Here is a 21,078-nt window from a genome sequence, read left to right on the forward strand (position 1 = left end):
CGCGAGAGGCGCGGTGGGGGCCCCTTGCCGAACCACTGTGACAGCGGAAAAAGATCATTTGTCCGCTTTGTGGTTCACCCCACACCGGGGCCCCGGGGGGGGCCGCCCGGCGCGGGGAGCGCGGGCTCGGAGCAGCGTCTACCAGGTGTGGGCGACGTCCACGACGATGCGGTTGCGCTCCTGGAAGACCCGGAAGGGCAGCCGTGCGCGGACGCCGAGGCCGATCAGGGTGTCGCCCTCGAAGCTGCTGGCGAAGCGGGTGTCCTGGAAGGTGCGGAAGCCGGTGAGGTCGACTCCGGGCAGCGGCTGTCCGGCGTGGCCGGGGTAGCGGGGCTCGCCGGTGCTCGTGTCGTAGCTCGGAGCGGCCACGCGGACCGCCAGGATCGCGTGGCCGCCGACCGGGATCTCGTCGCCCGAGCCGTCCTGCCGCAGCCGGTCCACGTACTCCACGCGGTAGCCGATCGGGCGGTCGCCGATGCCCTGGACGTCGAAGACCAGGCGGTCGTAGCACTCGTGCCGCCCGGCCCGGACGTCCAGCAGCGAGCGGTAGGCGGTGTCCGTGCTGACCTTGGGCAGGCTCCCCCAGCCCGCCTCGCACTTCACCGTGGCCGCCGCCGTCGTGGCCGCGCCGGCCGGGACCGTCGTCACCAGCAGGCCGGCGCCCGCCAGCGTGAGTGCAGCCAGCGTCGTGCTCAACCGTCTCATGTGCCAACCCCCAGATTCCGGATGCGGGCACACGGTGGGCCCGCAGTCGGGATCATGCCGGACGGGGGACACGAAGGCCATAGAGCAAAGGAAACCAGCCATTCCCGGACCATTCCCGGACAGACAATGGCCGCCCCTTCGAAAAGGGGCGGCCATGAGGTGTCGCAGAACGCTGCCGATGAGCAGCTGATCGGCCCGGGGCCGACCACTCATCGGCCGGTCAGCCCTCGACGCCGAGGCGCTCCAGGATGAGCTCGCGGACACGGGCCGCGTCGGCCTGGCCGCGCGTGGCCTTCATGACCGCGCCGACCAGCGCACCCGCCGCCGCGACCTTGCCGCCGCGGATCTTGTCCGCGATGGCGGCGTTGGCCGCGATGGCCTCGTCCACGGCGGCACCCAGGGCGCTGTCGTCGGAGACGACCTTCAGGCCGCGCTTCTCGACGACCGCGTCCGGGTCGCCCTCGCCCGCGAGCACGCCCTCGATGACCTGGCGGGCCAGCTTGTCGTTGAGCGAGCCCTCGGCGACGAGCGCCGCCACCCGGGCGACCTGCGCCGGGGTGATCGGCAGCGCCGCGAGGTCCGTACCGGACTCGTTGGCGCTGCGGGCCAGCTCGCCCATCCACCACTTGCGGGCGGCGGCGGAGTCGGCACCGGCCTCGACGGTGGCGACGATCAGGTCGACCGCGCCCGCGTTGAGGATCGACTGCATGTCGTGCTCGGTGACGCCCCAGTCCTCACGGAGGCGGTTGCGGCGCACGCGCGGCAGCTCGGGCAGGGTCGCCCGCAGCTCCTCGACCCACTCGCGGGAGGGGGCCACCGGCACCAGGTCCGGCTCGGGGAAGTAGCGGTAGTCCTCGGCCTCTTCCTTGATGCGGCCGGACGTGGTCGACCCGTCCTCCTCGTGGAAGTGGCGGGTCTCCTGCACGATCGTGCCGCCGGCCGAGAGGACGGAGGCGTGCCGCTGGACCTCGAAGCGCACCGCGCGCTCGACGGAGCGCAGCGAGTTGACGTTCTTGGTCTCGGAGCGGGTGCCGAACTTCTCCCGGCCGTGCGGGCGCAGCGACAGGTTGACGTCGCAGCGCATCTGGCCCATCTCCATCCGGGCCTCGGAGACGCCCAGCGCCTTGATGAGCTCGCGCAGCTCGGCCACGTAGGCCTTGGCGACCTCCGGGGCCCGCTCGCCCGCGCCCTCGATCGGCTTGGTGACGATCTCGATCAGCGGGATGCCGGCGCGGTTGTAGTCCAGCAGGGAGTGCTGGGCGCCGTGGATGCGGCCGGTGGCACCGCCCACGTGGGTGGACTTGCCGGTGTCCTCCTCCATGTGGGCGCGCTCGATCTCCACGCGGAAGACCTCGCCGTCCTCCAGCTGCACGTCGAGGTAGCCGTTGAAGGCGATCGGCTCGTCGTACTGGGAGGTCTGGAAGTTCTTCGGCATGTCCGGATAGAAGTAGTTCTTCCGGGCGAAGCGGCACCACTCGGCGATCTCGCAGTGCAGCGCGAGGCCGATCTTGATGGCGGACTCGACGCCGGTGGCGTTGACCACCGGCAGGGCGCCGGGCATGCCGAGGCAGACCGGGCAGGTCTGGGTGTTGGGGTCCGCGCCCAGCTCCGTGGAGCAGCCGCAGAACATCTTCGTCTTGGTGCCGAGCTCGACATGGACCTCCAGGCCCATGACGGGGTCGTAGGAAGCCAGCGCGTCCTCGTACGACACCAGTTCAGTGACGGTCACGGAAAACTAACCTCTCAGGTCCTGGCTCAGTCCGCGAGGACGTCGTCGCTGTTCATCCGGCGCAGCTCGCGCACCAGCAGCGCGACACCGGTGGCGATGGCTGCTGCGGAGACGATCGCGTCGACCAGCTGGAGCGTGTCCTGCTCGCCGCGCGCCTTCTTCGCCTGCTTGATCACGCTGACCGCGCCGAACAGCGTGGTGCCGATCGACAGGTACGTGCCGGGCTTGGACTTCTTGAAGCCCTTGGCCTTCTTCAGAGCGCTCGCCTTGCTCACTTCGGTGCTCACGCTGCCTCCTCGTTCGCTTCTCCGCCCACGCGGCGCAGAGGTGCGGCTTTCACGGTCGTCTGCGGCACGGTGGCCGCGTGCGCGACGCTCACAGCGACGGTGCCTCCTCGAGCAGGTGGTGACCCCAGCGGGCGGTGAACGCGGCCTCGACCGCGGCACCGACCTTGTAGAGCCGGTCGTCCTTCAGGGCGGGAGCGATGATCTGCAGACCGACCGGCAGGTTGTCCTCGGGCGCCAGGCCGCAGGGCAGCGACATGGCCGCGTTGCCGGCCAGGTTGGTCGGGATGGTGCACAGGTCCGCGAGGTACATCGCCATCGGGTCGTCGGCGCGCTCGCCGATCGCGAAGGCGGTGGTCGGGGTGGTCGGCGAGACGATCACGTCGACCTGCTCGAAGGCCTTCTCGAAGTCGCGCGTGATGAGCGTGCGGACCTTCTGCGCCGAGCCGTAGTAGGCGTCGTAGTAGCCCGAGCTCAGGGCGTACGTGCCGAGCATGACGCGGCGCTTGACCTCGGGGCCGAAGCCGGCCTCGCGGGTGAGGGCGGTGACGTCCTCGGCGGAGCGGGTGCCGTCGTCGCCGGCGCGCAGGCCGTAGCGCAGGCCGTCGAAGCGGGCCAGGTTCGAGGAGCACTCGGACGGCGCGATCAGGTAGTACGCGGCCAGGGCCAGGTCGAAGGACGGGCAGTCCAGCTCGACGATCTCGGCGCCCAGCTCCTTGAGCAGCTCGACGGACTCGTCGAAGCGCTGCACGACGCCGGCCTGGTAGCCCTCGCCGCGGAACTGCTTGACGACGCCGACGCGCATGCCCTGCACGCTGCCGTTGCGCGCGGCCTCGACGACCGGCGGGACCGGGGCGTCGATGGACGTGGAGTCCATCGGGTCGTGGCCGGCGATCACCTCGTGCAGCAGGGCCGCGTCCAGGACCGTACGGGCGCAGGGGCCGCCCTGGTCGAGGGAGGAGGAGAAGGCCACCATGCCGTAGCGCGAGACCGAGCCGTAGGTCGGCTTGACGCCGACGGTGCCGGTCACGGCGGCGGGCTGGCGGATCGAGCCGCCGGTGTCCGTGCCGATGGCCAGGGGGGCCTGGTACGCGGCGAGCGCCGCGCTGGAGCCGCCGCCGGAGCCGCCGGGGATCCTGGTCAGGTCCCAGGGGTTGCCGGTCGGGCCGTAGGCGCTGTTCTCCGTGGAGGAGCCCATCGCGAACTCGTCCATGTTGGTCTTGCCGAGGATGACGACGTCCGCGTCCTTCAGGCGCTTGGTGAGCGTCGCGTCGTACGGCGGGATCCAGCCCTCGAGGATCTTCGAGCCGACCGTGGTCGGGATCCCCTTGGTGGTGAAGATGTCCTTCAGCGCCAGCGGGACGCCGGCCAGCGGGCCGAGCTTCTCGCCGCGCTCGCGCTTGGCGTCGACCTCGCGGGCCTGGGCGAGGGCGCCCTCGCGGTCCACGTGGAGGAAGGCGTGCACCTTCTCGTCCACGGCGTCGATCCGGGCCAGGTGGGCCTCGGTGACCTGGACGGCGGTGAGCTCGCCGGAGGCGATCTTCTCCGCGATCTCGGCGGCGGTGAGCTTGATGATGTCCGTCATAGCGGTTTAGTCCTCCCCCAGGATCTGCGGCACCTTGAAACGCTGCTGCTCCTGGGCGGGGGCGCCGGAGAGCGCCTCCTGCGGGGTCAGCGACGGACGGACCTCGTCCGGGCGCATGACGTTGGTCAGCGGCAGCGGGTGGGACGTCGGGGGGACGTCCTGCTCGGCGACCTCGGAGACGCGGGCGACCGCGCCGATGATGTCGTCGAGCTGGCCGGCGAAGTGCTCGAGCTCTTCGTCCTTGAGCTCCAGACGTGCCAGCCGTGCGAGGTGGGCTACCTCCTCGCGCGTGATGCCAGGCATGCGGCGATCCTCAGGGGTTGTGACGGATTCTGGGCGGGTTGTGCGCCCAATCCTATGGCTCCGGGAGCCGTGCCTGCTAAACGCTTTCAGCGTGGCTGCGACCCGGGGCGCTCCGGCACCGCCGGGCCCCCGGACGGGGGCTCGTCGCCGTGGCGGCGGAGCGGGCACCCGGGGCGTCCGGGCGGCCCACGGGCGGAGTGGTCCGGCACCACCGGGATCGCCGTCGCGGCAGGACGTGCCCGGCGCTGTCGGCTGCCCTACGGGCGGGGCCGTTCGGCACCGCCGGATTCCCCGGTGGGGGTTGATCGCCGTCGCGGCGGGAAGAAGTGCCCGCCGCCGCGTCGCGCAAGCCCCGCCGGGGTGACCGGCGGTGCCGAGCCGGGCGCAACCCAACCCCTACGTGACCGCGTCTTCCTCCGCGGCGGACGACGCAGTCGCTGCGACGCGGTCGACCTCCCGGTGCCAGCCGGACTCGTTGCGCAGGCGCAGCCAGGCCGTGGTCTCGTCCGGCGGCATGGCCGCGGCGACGAGCCAGCCCTGGACCGCGTCGCAGCCCAGGTCGCGCAGGCGCTCCCAGGTCTCGTCGTCCTCGACGCCCTCGGCGACGACGAGCAGGCCGAGGGAGTGGGCGAGGTCGAGCGTGCAGCGGACGATCTCGGCGTCCTCGTTGTCGATGGCGAGGCGGGCGACGAACGACCGGTCGATCTTCAGCTCGCTCACCGGGAGCCGGCGGAGGTGGACCAGCGACGAATAGCCCGTGCCGAAGTCGTCCAGCGACATCTTCACCCCGTGCCCCGTCAGCCCCGCCAGGGTGTCCGCGGCCCGCTGCGGGTCCTCCAGCAGGACGTGTTCGGTTATCTCCAGCTGCAGCGCCCCCGCGGGGACCCCGTGCCGGGCCAGCCGCGCCGCGACCGATCCCGCGAACCCGGGGGTGTGAACGTCGCGCGGGGAGACGTTGACGGCGACCGGCACCTCCAGGCCCATGGCCCGCCACTTCGCCACCTGCCCGAGGGCCGTCTCCAGGACGTACTCGGTGAGCCTCGGCATGAGGCCGGAGGATTCGGCGATCGCGATGAACTCGTCCGGGGAGACCCGGCCCCGCTCCGGGTGGACCCAGCGCACCAGCGCCTCCAGGCCCTCGACGTGCCCGTCGAAGCCGACCTTGGGCTGGTAGTGCAGCTCGACGTCGCCCGCGTCGAGCGCGCGCCGCAGGTCGCCGAGGAGGCCGAGCCGGTCGGGGGTGTTGCCGTCGCGGCGGGCCTCGTAGACCTCGACGCCGCTGCGGTCGCGCTTGGCCTGGTACATGGCGACGTCGGCCCGGCGCAGCAGCCCCTCGGCGTCGAGGGCGTGATCGGGGTAGACGGCGACGCCGGCGCTGGCCTCCAGCACGAGGGTGAGCCCGTCGAGGTCGAGCGGCGAGCCCAGCGCGGCCACCAGGGAGCGGGCCACGCGCTGGGCGCTGGTGAGGGAGTCGGCGGTGGGCAGGAGCACGGCGAACTCGTCGCCGCCGAGCCGCGCCGCTTCCGCGTCGCGCGGCAGGGCGAGGCGCAGCCGCTCCGCTATCTGCAGCAGCAGCCGGTCCCCGGCGAGGTGGCCGAGGGTGTCGTTGACGGAGCGGAAGCGGTCGAGGTCGATGAGGACGAGGGCGGAGCGGGTGCCGGCGCGCTCGGCCTCGTCGAGCGCGCTCCAGGTGCGCTCCAGCAGCCACTGGCGGTTGGGCAGTCCGGTGAGGGGGTCGCGCAGCTGTTCCTCGGCGCGGGCGCGGGCGATCCACAGCGTGGAGTCGAGGGCGATGAGGGGGACGGCGAACAGCGGCAGCAGCAGCGGCGCGTGGTCGGCGACGACGGCGATGAGCGGGGCGATGCCGAGGAGGGCGCCGCCGACGAGGGCCTGCCGGACGAGGGCGGTGCGGGCGATGGTGCTGAGGCCGGCCCGGGGGGCCATGGAGTACCAGAGCAGGGCGCGGGTGACGGCCAGGTACATGAAGGCGGCGAGGGCCACCTTGGGGATGGCGGTCAGCGGCCACTCGTCGGGCAGCCAGGGGCGCTCGACGGAGGAGACGACGCCGCACACGGCGAGGGCGAGCCCTGCGGCGCCGATGCCGAGGATGTCGACGGCACCGTGGAGTAAGGCCTGGCGCCAGCGGTGGCGGCGCGCCGTGGCGACGAGCACGACGACGGCGATGCTGATCAGGACGGCGGGCAGCCAGCCGTAGAGGAGGAGGACGGCGAGAGTGAGGGCGGCTCCGGAGCCCGTGCCGCCCCACCAGCGGTCGCGCCCGAGGGCGACGAGGTGGGCGACGATGAGGCCGGTGAGGACGGCCAGCGACCAGCCGACGGTGTGTCCGGGGAAGACGGAGTGGCCCGCGGTGAGCACCCGGCAGATCCCCGCGGCCAGTGCGAGCACCGCCACGGCGACGCAGACCGTCGGCAGCGCGGGCGGAGGAACCCGGCGCAGCCGGGATGCCGGTTCGGCGCTGTCGGTGGGTTTCATGCCCGTCCCTCTCACAGCCGGCGGTGCCCGCGCCACGGCAGGCGCACATCTCAACAGTAGGCCGCAGAAGGCTACGGCGGGCAGCGATCGGCAGCGGTTGCCCGATTGGGATCCGGCCTCTTGTAGCCATCTGGTATGCGCTGTAGGGGTAATGCCCACTGACTATGCGGGCATTACTCCGCTGGGGTGGCGACCGGTGTGCGAACCTGCCTTCCGCCGGCGGCGCCGCTCCGCGTGGGGCGGGTGACGGCGCGGGTGGTGGGGGGTGCGGAGGGGCTACCCGCACCCCCTGCCCGCTACGCCTTGTCGTGGGTGCTCTCGTCCTCGCCCGCGCCCCCGCCCGCTCCCGCGCCCTCTTGCGGGACGGCCGCTTCCCGCGCCGCGTCGGGGCCTTCGGCGAGGAGCACGGCGAAGCCGTCCTCCTCCAGGACGGGGACCTTCAGCTGCATGGCCTTGTCGTACTTGGACCCGGGGTTGTCGCCGACGACGACGAAGTCCGTCTTCTTCGACACCGAGCCGGTGACCTTGGCGCCCCGGCTCTGCAGCGCCTCCTTGGCGCCGTCGCGGGTGTACGAGGCGAGCGTGCCGGTGACGACGACCGTCAGGCCGGCGAGGGGGCGCGGGCCTTCGTCCTCCGCGGCCTCCTCCTCCATCCGGACGCCGGCGGCGCGCCACTTCTCGATGATCTCGCGGTGCCAGTCCTCGGCGAACCATTCCTTGACGGCGGCGGCGACGATCGGGCCGACGCCTTCGACGGCGGCCAGCTCCTCCTCGCTCGCCTCGGCGATGCGGTCGACGGAGCGGAACTCGCGGGCGAGGACGGCGGCCGAGACCGGGCCGACGTGACGGATGGACAGGCCGTTGATGATGCGGGCGAGGGGGCGCTGCCTGGCCACCTGGATGTTCTCCAGCATGGCCAGGGCGTTCTTCTTCGGCTCGCCCTTCTGGTTGGCGAAGAAGGTGACGACCTTCTCCTCCCCCGTCTTCGGGTCGCGCTTGGGCAGGCCGGAGTCCGGGTCCACGACGTAGGACTTGATGGGCAGCAGCTGTTCGATGGTCATGCCGAACAGGTCGCCCTCGTCCCGCAGGGGCGGCTCGGCGGGCTCCAGCGGCTGGGTGAGCGCCGTGGAGGCCACGTATCCGAGGTTCTCGATGTCGAGGCACTGGCGGCCGGCGAGGTAGAAGAGGCGCTCGCGGATCTGGGCGGGGCAGGCGCGGGCGTTGGGGCAGCGGAGGTCGATGTCGCCCTCCTTCATGGGCCGCAGGCCCTCGCCGCACTCGGGGCACTCCGCGGGCATCACGAACTCCCGCTCCGTGCCGTCCCGCAGGTCGGCCACCGGGCCGAGGATCTCGGGGATCACGTCGCCCGCCTTGCGCAGCACGACGGTGTCGCCGATGAGGACGCCCTTGGCCTTGACGACGTCCTGGTTGTGCAGGGTGGCGAACTCGACCTCGGAGCCCGCGACCGTGACCGGCTCGACCACGGCGTACGGCGTGACGCGGCCCGTGCGGCCGACGCCCACGCGGATGTCCACCAGCTTGGTGTTGACCTCCTCCGGGGCGTACTTCCACGCGATGGCCCAGCGGGGGGCGCGGGAGGTGGAGCCGAGGCGCCCCTGCAGGGGGATCTCGTCCAGCTTGACCACGACGCCGTCGATCTCGTGCTCCATCGAGTGGCGCACGTCGGGGTCGCCGTAGTGGGCGATGAACTTCCGTACGTCCGCCATGTCACCCACGACCTGGGCGTGCGCCGCCGTGGGCAGCCCCCACTCGCGCAGCAGCCCGTAGGCCTGCGACTGGCGGTCGATGTCGAAGCCCTCGCGGGCGCCGATGCCGTGGACGACCATGTGCAGCGGGCGGGTGGCGGTGACGCGCGGGTCCTTCTGGCGCAGCGAGCCGGCCGCGGCGTTCCTCGGGTTGGCGAAGGGGGGCTTGCCGGCCTCCACCAGGGCGGCGTTGAGCTCCTCGAACTTCTCCATCGGGAAGTAGACCTCGCCGCGGACCTCGACGAGGGCCGGGATGCGGTCGCCCTTGAGGCGGTCGGGGATCTCGGAGATGGTGCGGACGTTGGGCGTGATGTCCTCGCCGGTGCGGCCGTCGCCGCGGGTGGCGGCGCGGGTGAGGCGGCCGTGCTCGTAGGTGAGGTTGACGGCGAGGCCGTCGACCTTGAGCTCGCACAGGAAGTGGTACGGCGTGCCGCCGCCGATCTCCTTGGCGATGCGCTCGGACCAGGCGGCCAGCTCCTCGTCGTCGAAGGCGTTGTCGAGGGAGAGCATGCGCTCGCGGTGCGCGACGGCCGTGAACTCCGTTTCGTACGCCCCGGCGACCTTCTGGGTGGGCGAGTCCGGGGTGCGCAGCTCCGGGTGCTCCTCCTCCAGGGCCTCCAGCGAGCGCAGCAGCTTGTCGAACTCGGCGTCGCTGACGACGGGGGCGTCCTTGACGTAGTACCGGAAGCGGTGCTCCTCGACCTGCTCGGCCAGCAGTGCGTGCTTCTCCCGCGCCTCCGCGGGCACGGCGGAGCTCGCCGCGAGCTCTTCGCCTTGCTGTTCGACAGCCACCGTCTCGTCCTCCCGTTGATCCATGAGCGCCGTCACTCAGGGTTGTCTGCGAGTGATTTCGCCGCCCGGGCGCAGTGGGCGAGGGCCGCGCGGGCATATGCGGGCGAAGCGCCCGCGAGCCCGCACGAGGGCGTGACGACCACGGACTCCGCGAGAGTCCCCGGTGCCAGCCCCAGCCTGCGCCACAGCGTCCTGACACCCATGACGCTACCGGCAGGGTCTGACAATGAGCCGTCCGTGCCCGGCACCACGCCCACGAACAGCGCGGTACCCGCCTCCACCGCCTCTCCCACCGCTTCTTCCTCACGCTCGGTGAAGAGCGAGAAATCGAACGAGATGCCTTGGAAGCCGGCCCGGCGCAGCAGCGCGAAGGGCACGCCGGGGGCGCACGAATGGACGACGGGCGCCTCGCCGGTGGCCTCGCGGGCGACCGCCACCAGATCGCGCAGGGCGCCTTCGACCACGGCCCGGTCGACGGCCCGGTAGGTGCGGTAGCCGCTGGCGGTGCGCACGTGCCCGGTGAGGACGGCGGTCAGCGACGGCTCGTCCAGCTGCAGCACGACGCGGGCGCCCGGCACCCGCCGCCGCACGTCGGCGAGGTGGCCCCGCAGGCCCTCGGCCAGCGAGGCCGTCAGGTCGCGGCAGGCACCGGCGTCGCCGAGGGCGGCCTCGCCGCCGCGCAGTTCGAGGGCGGCGGCGAGGGTCCACGGGCCGACGGCGGAGACCTTGAGCGCGCCCTCGTAGCCCTGCGTGTACTCCTCCAGCGCGTCCAGGTCCTCGCCCAGCCAGGAGCGGGCGCGCTTGGTGTCGCGGCCCGGCCGGTCGCTGACGCGCCATCCGCTGGGCTCCACGTGCGCGTAGACGTCCACCAGCAGTCCGGTGGTGCGCCCGATCATGTCGGCGCCGGGGCCGCGGGAGGGCAGCTCCGGCAGGTACGGCAGGGCCTCCAGGGACCCCGTGACGGTCTTCGCGGCCTCGCGGGCGTCGCCGCCGGGCATCGACCCGACGCCGGTGGCCGCACCGGCGCCCCAGATCTTCCCCGCTCCCGGCGGACGGCCACCGGACCCCTGGTCGTTGTTGCTCTTGTCGCTCACGCAGGAAGACTACGGGGCGCGCGGCGGCCGGTGCGCAGGCCGAGCCAGGCGACGAGCCCGGCCGCCGCGTAGGCGCCCGCGGTCAGACCGAAGGACGCCGCCGCGCCCGCGTACCAGCCGTCCGCCGCGGTGAGCACGGCGCTGACGGCGGCGACGCCGACAAGGGAGCCGATCTGGCGGTTGGCGTTGAGCGCGGCGCCCGCGATGCCGGAGTGCTCGGTGCCGGAGGACTCCATGGTGGCGCCGGTCATCGCCGGGGAGGCCATGCCGATGCCGACGTTGAGCGCGGCGAGGACGGTCGCGAGCACCCAGTACGGCATGCCGGGCGAGACGGTGAGGGCCAGGACGAGGGTGCCGGCGGCGGAGACGGCGAGGGTGACCGCGAGGATCACGCGGTTGCCGATGCGGGGGCCGGTCTTCGCGTAGAGGACGTTGCCGAGGAGCCAGACGGCCTGGACGGGCAGCATCTCCAGGCCGGCCTGCACGGGGCTCGCGCCGCGCGCGTTCTGCAGGAAGAGGCCGAGCATGAACAGCCCGCCGAAGAGGCCGAAGTTGAAGAGGAAGCCGATGGCGTTGGCGGCCGGGAAGCGGACGTCGGAGAAGAGCGCGCGGGGCAGGACGCGGACCGCCGCGCGGCGCTCGCGGGCGACGAAGGCGGCGCCGGCGAGGACGGCGACGGCGAGCGGGACCAGCACGCGCGGCGCGGCCCAGCCCAGGTCCGGTCCCTCGATGAGCCCGTAGCTGAGGGCGGCCAGGGCGAGCAGGCCGAGCGCGTGGCCGGCCGCGGCGAGCGGGGCGGGCCGGCCCGGCAGGGGGGCGATGACGCGGCGGGCGAGCACGAGGCCGAGCAGGCCCAGCGGCAGGTTGATCAGGAAGACGGAGCGCCAGCCGAACGCGCCGACGAGGAGGCCGCCGACGGCCGGGCCGAGCCCGGCGGCCACGGAGACGATCGCGGACCACAGGCCGAGGACGCGCGCCCGCTCCCGGGCGCCGGGGAAGGCGGCCAGGAGCAGCGTCAGCGAGCTGGGCATGAACAGCGCCGCGCCGGCGCCCTGCAGGACCCGTCCCGCGATGAGCACGCCCGCCCCGGGCGCGACCGCGGCCAGCAGCGAGGCCGCGGTGAAGAGCGCGAGCCCGGCGAGGTAGGTGCGGCGCGCGCCGTAGCGCCCGGCGAGGGAGCCGGCCAGGAGCAGGAGGGCGGCGAAGGCGAGGACGTAGCCGCTGACGACCCAGGTCAGGCCGGACAGCGAGAGCCCCAGGCCCGCGCGGAGGGAGGGGCCGGCGACGTTGATGATCGTGACGTCGAGCGAGGCCAGCACGAAGCCGAGGGCGAGGGTGAAGATGCCGGGCCCCGGCCGGACGGGGGCGGCCGGCGGGGCCGGTGCGGCGGAGGAGGCCGCGGAGGAGCGGGTCTGAGCGATCATGAGAATAGTTAAAGCTGTATCGATTACTCGGACAATCATTACAGCTATAACTTTACGAGAGCTATACGAAAGCCCCCGGGCATCCGTCCCGGGGGCTTCCTCGTGCCCGCACCTCGCGGCCTACGCGCCTTCCAGCGCCCTCGCCAGCTGGTCCCGCAGCACCGCCCGCTCCTCGTGCGACATGTGGTCCAGCGGCGAGTCGCACCCGATGCGCCGCAGCAGCGCCAGGCGCAACTCCCGCCCCGCATCGGTCAGGACGAGCCGCTTGGCCCGCCTGTCCTGCGGGTGCGGCTCGCGCACGACCAGGCCGCGCTTCTCCAGCTTGTCCACCACATAGGTGACGTTCGGCGGCTCACAGCTCAGGATCGCCGCCAGCTCGCGCGCCGTCCTCGGCCGCCCGAGCTCCTCCAGGGCCTTCGCCTGGGTCGGCGTGAGGTCGAACTCGGCGCTGCGGCCGCGCTGGTGCGCGTCCATGCGCTTGTTGAGCTCGACAACCAGGGACCGTATCTCCTTGACCGAGCACCCGACGGCCGCCGTGTCCTGCACTGCGCTGCTGCTCATGCCGCCAGCGTACGCCGCCGCGTCAGCGACCGGGCCGGACGGACAGGTCGTTGATCTCCGCGTCGCGCGGGAGGTCGATCGCGAGCAGGATCGTCGACGCGACCGACTCGGGGTCGATCCACTGCGACGGGTCGTACTCCTTGCCCTCCTGCTGGTGCACCTTCGCCTGCATGGGGGTCGCGGTGCGGCCCGGGTAGACGCTGGTGACGCGCACGCCGGCCGCGTGCTCCTCGGCCCGCAGCGAGTCCGCGAGCGCCTTCAGGCCGTGCTTGCTCGCGGCGTACGCGCTCCAGCCGGCGTGGGCGTGCAGCCCGGCGCCCGAGTTGACGAAGACGACGTGCCCCTTCGTCACGCGCAGCTGCGGCAGGAAGAGCCGCGTCAGCTCGGCCGGGGAGACCAGGTTGGCGGCGAGCGTGGCGTTCCACGTCCTCGGCGTCAGCTCGCCGACGTCGCCGAGGTCGACGACGCCCGCCACGTGCAGCAGCGTGTCGACCCGGTCGGGCAGCGACTGCTTGTCGAGGGCCCAGGAGAGCCGGTCCGGGCTGGACAGGTCGGCCACGAGCGTGTGGGCGCCGGGGAACGCGGCGGCCAGCTCCCTGGCCCGGCCGGCGTCCCGCGCGAAGAGGTGGACCTCGTCGCCCCGGTCGAGGAGACGGCGCGCGACCGCCTGCCCGATGCCGGAGCCGGCCCCGGTGATCAGATGTGTTGCCATGGGAGCCAGCTTGCCCTACCGCGGGGGCTACTGCAGACCCGCCGACTCCTCCAGGTACGCCATCGCCCCGAGCCCGTCCTCCGCGAAGAACACCAGCTCGGACAGGGGGAGCGGCAGGAAGCCCTCGTCCTCCATCCGCTGGAACTGCGCCTTGAGGCCGTCGTAGAAGCCGGCGGCGTTGAGCAGGACGACGGGCTTGTCGTGGATCCCGTGCTTCTTCAGCTCCAGGATCTCCGTCGCCTCGTCGAGCGTGCCGGTGCCGCCCACCATGATGACGACGGCGTCGGCCCGCGCGAGCAACTGCGCCTTGCGCGCGGCGAGATCGCGGGTGACGACCATCTCGTCGGCATTGCTCCGGGCGCACGCGGCGAGGAACTCCACCGTCACGCCCACCAGCCGGCCGCCGCTCTCCTGCACCCCGTCGGCCATGACCTTCATCAGGCCGGATTCGGAGCCTCCCCACACCAGCGTGTGGCCGCCCCTGCCGATGAGCCCGGCGAACTCGCGGGCGGGGGCGGTGTAGCGGGCGTCGAGGTCGGCGGCGGAACAGAAGACGGCGATGTTCATGGACGCCACCGTACGCGGCCGCGGGGGTCCGGCCGCTCTGGGCGGTTTTCGGACCGTTCCTGTCCTTGTGCTGTCCCTGTTACGGCCCCGTTCGGTTGCGGGTTCGTCACAGGGAGCGGCTTGGTTTGGCGGCTTGTAAGAGCGCTGTTAGCGTGACGTGCACTCGTCAGCCGGGCGTCAACAGGCGCTGTTTCCAGCCAATTATCGGGGGAAGTTACCAGTGAAGCTTCGTCATGTCCGCGCGGCCGCGGTCTTCGCAATTGCCGTCGTCGCCCTGACCGGAGCCCGTGGCAGCCACGGCGGCAGCTGCGGAGGCGGCGGCTCCAGCCACCACAGCAGCAGCTCGACTTCGGGCGGCACGACCACGACGGGCGGTACGACCGGCGACTCCAGCACCGGCGGCACGACCGGCGGCGGTACGAGCACCGACGGCGGCCTCACCACGGGCGGCACCTCCGGCCTCACCACCGGCGGTTCCACCAGCAGCGGGACGTCGACGAGCGGGATCACCACGGGCGGCAGCAGCACCGGCGGCAGCGCCTCGCGCGACCTCAAGATCGTCAGCTGTGACTACAGCGACGCCCGCGGCATCACCGCGAAGATCTCCGTCACCAACCCCAGCCTGACGGACAACTACACCTACACGTTCTCGGTGAAGTTCACCGACTCCAACGGCACCCTCATCGGCACCCGCAACCGCACCATCCCCTACGTCGGCCCCGGCAAGACCGAGACGCAGGACGTCTCCCAGGTGTACGTGCCGAAGGCGGGCACCAGCGTCAGCGGCAAGTGCGCGGTCAACAACGTGATGCGCACCAAGTCGTAACGCACGTCCCCCGCGCGCCTCGCCGGGCGCGCGGGCCGGGCCGCGGGTCAGGCGCTGTGCGCCGCCCGCGCCGCCGCGCGCTCGGTGGTCGCGATCGTGGCCGAGCCGACCACGCGCGTGCCGTCGTAGAGCACGATCGCCTGGCCCGGGGCCACGCCGCGGACCGGCTCGGCGAAGGCCACCCGCAGCTCGCCGCCGATCAGCTCGGCCGTCACCTCGGTCTCCCCGCCGTGGGCGCGCAGCTGCGCGGTGTACGTGCCCGAGCCCTCGGGGGCCACGCCGCACCAGCGGGGGCGGATGGCCGTCAGCGCGGTGACGTCGAGCGCCTCCACCGGGCCCACCGTCACCGTGTTGTTCACCGGCGAGATGTCCAGGACGTAGCGCGGCTTGCCGTCCGGGGCCGGGTGGCCGATGCGCAGGCCCTTGCGCTGGCCGATCGTGAAGCCGTACGCGCCCTCGTGAGTGCCCACCTTCGCGCCCGTCTCGTCGACGATGTCGCCCTCGGCCCTGCCGAGGCGCTTCGCCAGGAAGCCGCGGGTGTCGCCGTCGGCGATGAAGCAGATGTCGTGGCTGTCGGGCTTCTTCGCCACGGCCAGGCCGCGGCGCTCCGCCTCCGCGCGGATCTCGTCCTTCGTGGTGACGGTGTCGCCCAGCGGGAACATGGCGTGGGCCAGCTGCCGGTCGTCCAGCACGCCGAGGACGTAGGACTGGTCCTTCGCCATGTCGCTCGCGCGGTGCAGCTCGCGGGTGCCGTCCTCGTTGAGGACGACCGTCGCGTAGTGGCCGGTGCACACCGCGTCGAAGCCGAGCGCGAGCGCCTTGTCCAGCAGCGCCGCGAACTTGATCTTCTCGTTGCAGCGCAGGCAGGGGTTGGGCGTGCGCCCGGCCTCGTACTCGGCGACGAAGTCCTCGACGACGTCCTCGCGGAAGCGCTCCGCCAGGTCCCAGCAGTAGAAGGGGATGCCGATGACGTCCGCGGCGCGGCGGGCGTCGCGGGAGTCCTCGATGGTGCAGCAGCCGCGCGCGCCCGTACGGAAGGACTGCGGGTTCGCGGACAGCGCGAGGTGCACGCCGGTCACGTCGTGCCCGGCCTCGGCGGCGCGGGCCGCGGCGACGGCGGAGTCGACACCGCCGGACATGGCGGCGAGCACGCGGAGCCCCTTGCGGGGGGCGCGGAGGTCGGGGGCACCGGGAAAGTCAGTCATAGCCCTACCAGGGTACGGGGGCGGCTGGTGCCGTGGCTCCCGGGTTTGTACGGGGCCCGTACGGCGCGGCGGACGGCGCCGTGCGGCACCGCCGGTCCGCGCCGTCCCGGTTGCCCGCCGTCGCGGCCGGAGATCCTGCCGGACCCGGCGCTTTTCTTCCGCCGCGGCGGCGAACCGCCACGACGGCGCAGTCCGGCGGTGCCCGCCCGGCACGAGGCCGCTCGGCACCGCCGGACCACGCCGCCCCCAATTGCTCGCCGTCGCGGCGGGAGATCTTGCCGACGCTCCGAGGCGACGGCTCCCACGGCGGCGCCCACCCGTGGTGCCCGGCCGGCACGAGGCCGCTCGGCACCGCCGGACCGCGCCGTCCCGGTTGCCCGCCGTCGCGGCGGAAGGGACATGCCGGGGCGCCGAGCCCTCCTTTCGCTGCAGTGCGGTCCGGCGGTGTCCCGGCGGCCCCGGGGCGGTCCGGTCGTGGAACGGTGGCGGTGTCGTGTGCGTTTCGGGCACGTAGGGGACGCGCACGTCAGGGGGTACGGGGTGGAAGCGGAGCACATGGGGCGGCGGCGGGTGCTGATCGGGGGCGCTGCCGCCCTCGTGGGGGCCGGCGCCGCCGGGTATGCCGGGTGGGACGGGATCGAGCGCTGGTGGTGGCGGGTCTCCGGCAGGGAGAGGCCGCGTACCGACGGGGCCCTCGATCATCCCGGCGCCGAGTGGGTCGCCGCGTCGTCGGCGAACTGGCGCCGCGCCGAGCGGCCGGACGACTACGCCGTGGACCGCATCGTCGTCCACGTCGTCCAGGGCAGCTACGGCGACGCCCTCCGCGTCTTCCGCGACCCCCTGCACGAGGCCGCCGCGCACTACGTCGTGCGCAAGGACGGGCACGTCGCCCAGACCGTCCGCGAGCTGGACGTGGCCTTCCACGCCGGGAACCGCCGGTTCAACGAGCGCAGCATCGGCATCGAGCACGAGGGCTACGTGGACCGGCCCCGCGGCTTCACGGACGCCATGTACGCCTCGTCCGCCCGCCTCGCGGCCGGGATCTGCGCCCGCTACCGGATCCCCGTGGACCGCGCGCACATCGTCGCCCACTCCGAGGTCCCGGGGACCGACCACACCGATCCCGGGCCCCACTGGGACTGGGACCGGTACCTGCGGCTCGTGCGGGAAGCGGCGCCCGCTAGCTGAGGCCCGCCGAGCGCGCCCGCTCGACCACGGGGCCGATGGCGTCCGCCACGGCCGCGACGTCCGCCTCCGTGGAGGTGTGGCCCAGCGAGAAGCGCAGGGTGCCGCGGGCCAGGTCCGCGTCCGTGCCCGTGGCGAGGACGACGTGGCTCGGCTGGGCCACGCCCGCCGTGCACGCGGAGCCCGTGGAGCACTCGATGCCCTGCGCGTCCAGGAGCAGCAGCAGGGAGTCGCCCTCGCAGCCGGGGAAGGAGAAGTGGGCGTTGGCGGGGAGCCGGCCGGCGGGGTCGGGGTCGCCGCCGAGCACGGCGTCCGGGACGGCCTTGCGCACGGCCGCGATCAGGCTGTCGCGCAGCGCGCCGACCTCGCGCGCGAAGTCCGCGCGCCGTGCGGCGGCGAGCTCGCCCGCGACGGCGAAGGCGGCGACGGCGGGCACGTCGAGCGTCCCGGAGCGCACCTGGCGCTCCTGGCCGCCGCCGTGGAGCAGCGGCACGGGCGCGTACCGGCGGCCCAGGAGGAGCGCGCCGATGCCGTACGGGCCGCCGATCTTGTGCCCGCTGACGGTCATCGCGGCCAGCCCGGACGCGGCGAAGTCGACGTCGAGCTGGCCGACGGCCTGCACGGCGTCCGCGTGCAGAGGGACGTCGAACTCGGCCGCGGCGGCGGCGAGTTCGTGCACCGGCATGACGGTGCCGATCTCGTTGTTGGCCCACATGACGGTGGCCAGGGCCACGTCGCCGGGGTTGCGGGCGATGGCCTCGCGCAGGGCGTCGGCGTGCACCCGGCCGTAGGAGTCGACGGGCAGGTACTCGACGGTGGCGCCCTCGTGCTCGCCGAGCCAGTGCACGGCGTCGAGGACGGCGTGGTGCTCGACGGGGCTGGCGAGGATGCGCGTGCGGGCGGGGTCGGCGGCCCGGCGGGCCCAGTACAGGCCCTTGACGGCGAGGTTGTCGGCTTCCGTGCCGCCCGCGGTGAACACCATTTCGCTGGGGCGCGCGCCGAGCGCCGCGGCGAGGGACTCGCGGGCCTCCTCGACGGTGCGGCGCGCCCGCCGCCCGGCGGCGTGCAGCGAGGAGGCGTTTCCGGTGAGGGCGAGCTGGGCGGTCATCGCCTGCACCGCCTCCGGGAGCATCGGGGTGGTGGCGGCGTGGTCGAGGTAGGCCATGGTGGGGACGATTCTACGAGGCGCGGCCGGGCGCCGTACCGGGCGTTCCGGCCCCCGGGCCGCCGCCTGCCCGTGGGGCGCCGTCAGGGCGCCGCGGCCCGGCCCCCGTACAGCTCGGCCGTCGCCGCCGCGACCCGCGCGAGGTCCGCCCGGACCTCCTCCGGGGAGAGGACTTCGACGTCGGCGCCGAAGGAGAGCAGCGAGCGGGCGGCGCGGAGTTCGGGCAGGCGGAGTTCGACGACGGCGGGGTCGTCCCCGGAGGGCGGGGCGGCCAGGAGGGGGCCGAGGATGCGCAGGAACAGGTCGAGCCGCGAGCGCCGCACCGTGGCGGTCACCCGGAGGTCCGCCGGGCGCTCCTCGACCTCGCGCCGCAGCACCTCCCACGCGTCGGCGAGCTCCACGCCCGCGCGGCGGCGCACCGCGTCCGCGGTGACGGTCACGGCGGCCATGCGGTCGGCGCGGAAGAGCCGGGGGCGGGCCCGCCGGTCGGCGACGAGGTACCAGACGCCGGCCTTGGCGACGAGGCCGTAGGGGTCGACGGTGTACGTGCGGAGCTGTTCCTGTCCTCCGTGGCGGTAGCGCAGGCGCAGCCGCCGGTCGGTGAAGACGGCGGCCTGCAGCTCGCCGACGTCGGCACCCTCGTGGCCTCCCCCGGGGCCGCTCAGCCAGCGGACGGGGTCGACGAGGATGCGGCGGCTGGTGGCCTCGGCGGCGGGGCGGTGCGGGGCGGGCAGGGCGGCCATGACCTTGTGCAGGGCGGAGCCGAGGGCGCCGTCGAGGCCGAGGTCGGCGTGCGTGCTCCCGGTCGCGAGGACGAACAGGGCGCGGGCCTCGTCGGCGGTGAGGCCCGTGACGTCCGTCCGGTAGCCGGGGAGCAGCGCGATGCCGCCGTGGCGGCCGCGCTCGGCGTAGACGGGCACCCCTGCGGCCGACAGGGACTCGACATCGCGGTAGACGGTGCGGACGGACACCTCCAGGCGGTCGGCCAGTTCGCGGGCGGGCACGCGGCCGCGGGTCTGGAGGAACAGCAGGATCGACAGCAGGCGGTCGGATTTCACGGGACCAAGGATGCCCCGGGGCCCGCGAGAAAACCTGACGACGGTTGTCAGGTTATGGCGGGATGCTCTGCGTGTTCCCGAACCGACGGATCTCCTGGAGTCGCACATGACCGGCACGGCCGCCCTCACCGACCCCCGCCCCCTGATGGACCGCGCCGTCGCACAGGTGGCGGCCCTCGTCGCCGCCGTGCCCGCGGAACGGCTCGGCGACCCGACCCCGTGCGCGGAGTTCGACGTACGGGCCCTGCTGGGCCACCTCGTGGCCGGCGTGCACGACGGCGCGCAGCTGGGCGAGAAGGGCACGGTGGAGTGGAGCAAGCCGCCCACGGGCATCGCGGACGACGCCTGGGGCCGGGCCTACGACGAGGGGCGGGCGCGGCTGGCGGCGGCCTGGGCGGACGACGCCAAGCTGGCGCGGCAGGTGAGCGTGGAGTGGGGGACGTTCCCCGGGGCCGTGTACCTGACGTCCGGCATGGTGCTGGAGAGCGTCACGCACGCCTGGGACCTGTCGCAGGCGCTGGGGCACCCGCTCCCGCTGGACCAGGAGCTGGCCGAACTGGCGCTGGGCTGGGCGCAGCAATTCCTGCCGGCGGACCGGCGGGGCGAGGAGGTCCCGTTCGGTCCGGTGCGGCCCGCGCCCGGGGGCGCGGACGCGTACGCGCGCCTGGCGGCGTGGCTGGGGCGGGAGGTGGCGTAGCTCCGTGCCCGCGGCACGGGGCGGCTCCGGCCGTCAGTGCCGCGGGGCCACCGCCAGCTGCCGGGACTGGGCGACGAGGCGGTCCTCGCTGTCCCAGACCTCCGCGTCCTCCTCCAGGTAGCCGCCCGCGAGGTTGCGCGTGGTGACGGCGATGCGGACGGGGCCGGGGGCGGGCCGGCAGCGGATGTGGGCGGTCAGCTCGACGGTGGGCACCCAGCCGGTCATGCCCAGCTCGAAGGTGGTCGGCGGCAGGGCGTCGACCGCGAGCAGCAGGGCCGGCGGGTCGAGGGGGCGGCCGTCCGCCAGGCCGAACCAGGCGCGCATCTCGCCGCGCCCGCCTGGCCGCCCGACCGCCCAGCCCGCGGTCTCGGGGTCGAGGCGGATGTCGAGGCGGGCGGCGATCTCGGCGAGGGGGTGGGAGGCGTCGTTGTGCTCGCTGCCGAGGCAGTGCTCGTACGGGGGCATGGCGGGCGGCTTGGCCGTGGTGCGGACGTCGTCGCTGAGGGCGCCGAGGTCGCCGTAGGTGGCGAGGACGCGGATGCGCTCGGTCTCGCTGCCGTCGGCGGCGGTCTGCACGAGGGAGGCCTGGCCGGTGGAGAGCGCGCGGCCGGTGCGCACGGTCTCGGTGCGGATGACCGCGGGGCCGGGCCGGGTGACGGACAGGTAGTGCGCGGTGACGGTGAACGGGTCGGGGTGAGGCAGGTGCGCGCCGAGGCTCCGGCCGAGGAGGGCGAGGAGGTAGCCGCCGTTGACGGCGCCGCCGATGCTCCACCCGGTGGGGAGTTCCACGTCGTGGACGCCGGGGGCGCGGAGGGTCAGTGCGCTGTCGCGGTCGAATTCGCTGTCACCGATGGTTGCCTGTGCCATGCCGGCCACGCTACACCCGGAAGTTACTCGTCGGTAAGTCCTAGGTGAAGGATCAACGAC

At 73.6% G+C, this 21,078-nt stretch carries 19 protein-coding genes; 3 read left to right on the plus strand and 16 right to left on the minus strand.

The window, feature by feature from the left end; all coding sequences use genetic code 11:
- Positions 1-138: 138 nt before the first annotated feature.
- The 12 genes from ACFPP6_RS24735 to ACFPP6_RS24790 form a co-directional block, all read right to left on the minus strand.
- On the minus strand, positions 139-705 hold the full coding sequence (locus ACFPP6_RS24735; RefSeq protein WP_382046317.1) for an AMIN-like domain-containing (lipo)protein: 567 nt from the start codon (positions 703-705) through the stop codon (positions 139-141).
- A 220-nt stretch (positions 706-925) separates the two neighbouring features.
- On the minus strand, positions 926-2,434 hold the full coding sequence (gene gatB, locus ACFPP6_RS24740; protein WP_256789594.1) for an Asp-tRNA(Asn)/Glu-tRNA(Gln) amidotransferase subunit GatB: 1,509 nt from the start codon (positions 2,432-2,434) through the stop codon (positions 926-928).
- A gap of 26 nt (positions 2,435-2,460) precedes the next feature.
- Entirely contained in the window at positions 2,461-2,721 is a 261-nt protein-coding gene (locus ACFPP6_RS24745; protein WP_256789595.1) for a hypothetical protein, read from the minus strand.
- Between the two features lie 88 nt (positions 2,722-2,809).
- Positions 2,810-4,303, minus strand: a complete 1,494-nt coding sequence (gene gatA, locus ACFPP6_RS24750) for an Asp-tRNA(Asn)/Glu-tRNA(Gln) amidotransferase subunit GatA (RefSeq protein ID WP_382046321.1) — start codon at positions 4,301-4,303, stop codon at positions 2,810-2,812.
- Positions 4,304-4,309: 6 nt separating this feature from the next.
- Positions 4,310-4,606, minus strand: coding sequence for an Asp-tRNA(Asn)/Glu-tRNA(Gln) amidotransferase subunit GatC (gene gatC, locus ACFPP6_RS24755; RefSeq protein WP_030368121.1), 297 nt, complete (start codon positions 4,604-4,606; stop codon positions 4,310-4,312).
- Between the two features lie 396 nt (positions 4,607-5,002).
- Positions 5,003-7,099, minus strand: coding sequence for a putative bifunctional diguanylate cyclase/phosphodiesterase (locus ACFPP6_RS24760; protein WP_382046323.1), 2,097 nt, complete (start codon positions 7,097-7,099; stop codon positions 5,003-5,005).
- A 296-nt stretch (positions 7,100-7,395) separates the two neighbouring features.
- The gene (gene ligA / locus ACFPP6_RS24765; RefSeq protein WP_382046325.1) at positions 7,396-9,681 is read right to left on the minus strand and encodes an NAD-dependent DNA ligase LigA; all 2,286 of its coding nucleotides are present in this window, start codon (positions 9,679-9,681) and stop codon (positions 7,396-7,398) included.
- A gap of 8 nt (positions 9,682-9,689) precedes the next feature.
- The gene (locus ACFPP6_RS24770) at positions 9,690-10,691 is read right to left on the minus strand and encodes a methionine synthase (RefSeq protein WP_382046714.1); all 1,002 of its coding nucleotides are present in this window, start codon (positions 10,689-10,691) and stop codon (positions 9,690-9,692) included.
- 56 nt (positions 10,692-10,747) lie between these two features.
- Positions 10,748-12,175 (minus strand): MFS transporter, encoded by a 1,428-nt coding sequence (locus ACFPP6_RS24775; RefSeq protein WP_382046328.1) that lies wholly within the window; start codon positions 12,173-12,175, stop codon positions 10,748-10,750.
- 120 nt (positions 12,176-12,295) lie between these two features.
- Positions 12,296-12,736 (minus strand): MarR family winged helix-turn-helix transcriptional regulator, encoded by a 441-nt coding sequence (locus ACFPP6_RS24780; RefSeq protein ID WP_382046330.1) that lies wholly within the window; start codon positions 12,734-12,736, stop codon positions 12,296-12,298.
- A gap of 22 nt (positions 12,737-12,758) precedes the next feature.
- Entirely contained in the window at positions 12,759-13,457 is a 699-nt protein-coding gene (locus tag ACFPP6_RS24785; RefSeq protein ID WP_382046717.1) for an SDR family oxidoreductase, read from the minus strand.
- Positions 13,458-13,475: 18 nt separating this feature from the next.
- Positions 13,476-14,015: an LOG family protein gene (locus ACFPP6_RS24790; protein WP_382046333.1), complete on the minus strand. Its 540-nt coding sequence runs from the start codon at positions 14,013-14,015 to the stop codon at positions 13,476-13,478.
- Positions 14,016-14,235: 220 nt separating this feature from the next.
- Here ACFPP6_RS24790 and ACFPP6_RS24795 point away from each other — a divergent pair, with 220 nt between their 5' ends.
- A complete protein-coding gene (locus tag ACFPP6_RS24795; protein WP_382046336.1) occupies positions 14,236-14,841 on the plus strand; it encodes a hypothetical protein in 606 nt (201 codons plus the stop codon).
- Between the two features lie 47 nt (positions 14,842-14,888).
- Here the strand turns inward: ACFPP6_RS24795 and mnmA are convergent, their stop codons facing one another.
- Positions 14,889-16,046, minus strand: a complete 1,158-nt coding sequence (mnmA, locus tag ACFPP6_RS24800) for a tRNA 2-thiouridine(34) synthase MnmA (RefSeq protein ID WP_382046339.1) — start codon at positions 16,044-16,046, stop codon at positions 14,889-14,891.
- A 555-nt stretch (positions 16,047-16,601) separates the two neighbouring features.
- Here mnmA and ACFPP6_RS24805 point away from each other — a divergent pair.
- Entirely contained in the window at positions 16,602-17,234 is a 633-nt protein-coding gene (locus tag ACFPP6_RS24805) for an N-acetylmuramoyl-L-alanine amidase (RefSeq protein WP_382046719.1), read from the plus strand.
- Here the strand turns inward: ACFPP6_RS24805 and ACFPP6_RS24810 are convergent.
- Complete coding sequence (locus tag ACFPP6_RS24810) at positions 17,227-18,396, minus strand: cysteine desulfurase family protein (RefSeq protein WP_382046342.1); 1,170 nt, start codon at positions 18,394-18,396, stop codon at positions 17,227-17,229. The two genes, ACFPP6_RS24805 and ACFPP6_RS24810, sit on opposite strands and share 8 nt — an antisense overlap.
- A gap of 83 nt (positions 18,397-18,479) precedes the next feature.
- Positions 18,480-19,454, minus strand: a complete 975-nt coding sequence (locus ACFPP6_RS24815; RefSeq protein WP_382046345.1) for a helix-turn-helix transcriptional regulator — start codon at positions 19,452-19,454, stop codon at positions 18,480-18,482.
- Between the two features lie 106 nt (positions 19,455-19,560).
- On the opposite strand from ACFPP6_RS24815, the gene ACFPP6_RS24820 reads away from it, so the two are divergent.
- A complete protein-coding gene (locus ACFPP6_RS24820; RefSeq protein ID WP_382046348.1) occupies positions 19,561-20,151 on the plus strand; it encodes a TIGR03086 family metal-binding protein in 591 nt (196 codons plus the stop codon).
- Between the two features lie 33 nt (positions 20,152-20,184).
- Here ACFPP6_RS24820 and ACFPP6_RS24825 read toward each other — a convergent pair whose 3' ends face one another.
- On the minus strand, positions 20,185-21,018 hold the full coding sequence (locus ACFPP6_RS24825; RefSeq protein WP_382046351.1) for a thioesterase family protein: 834 nt from the start codon (positions 21,016-21,018) through the stop codon (positions 20,185-20,187).
- Positions 21,019-21,078 lie beyond the last annotated feature (60 nt).

Source organism: Streptomyces aureoversilis, from assembly GCF_042657885.1.
Classification (GTDB): domain Bacteria; phylum Actinomycetota; class Actinomycetes; order Streptomycetales; family Streptomycetaceae; genus Streptomyces; species Streptomyces aureoversilis.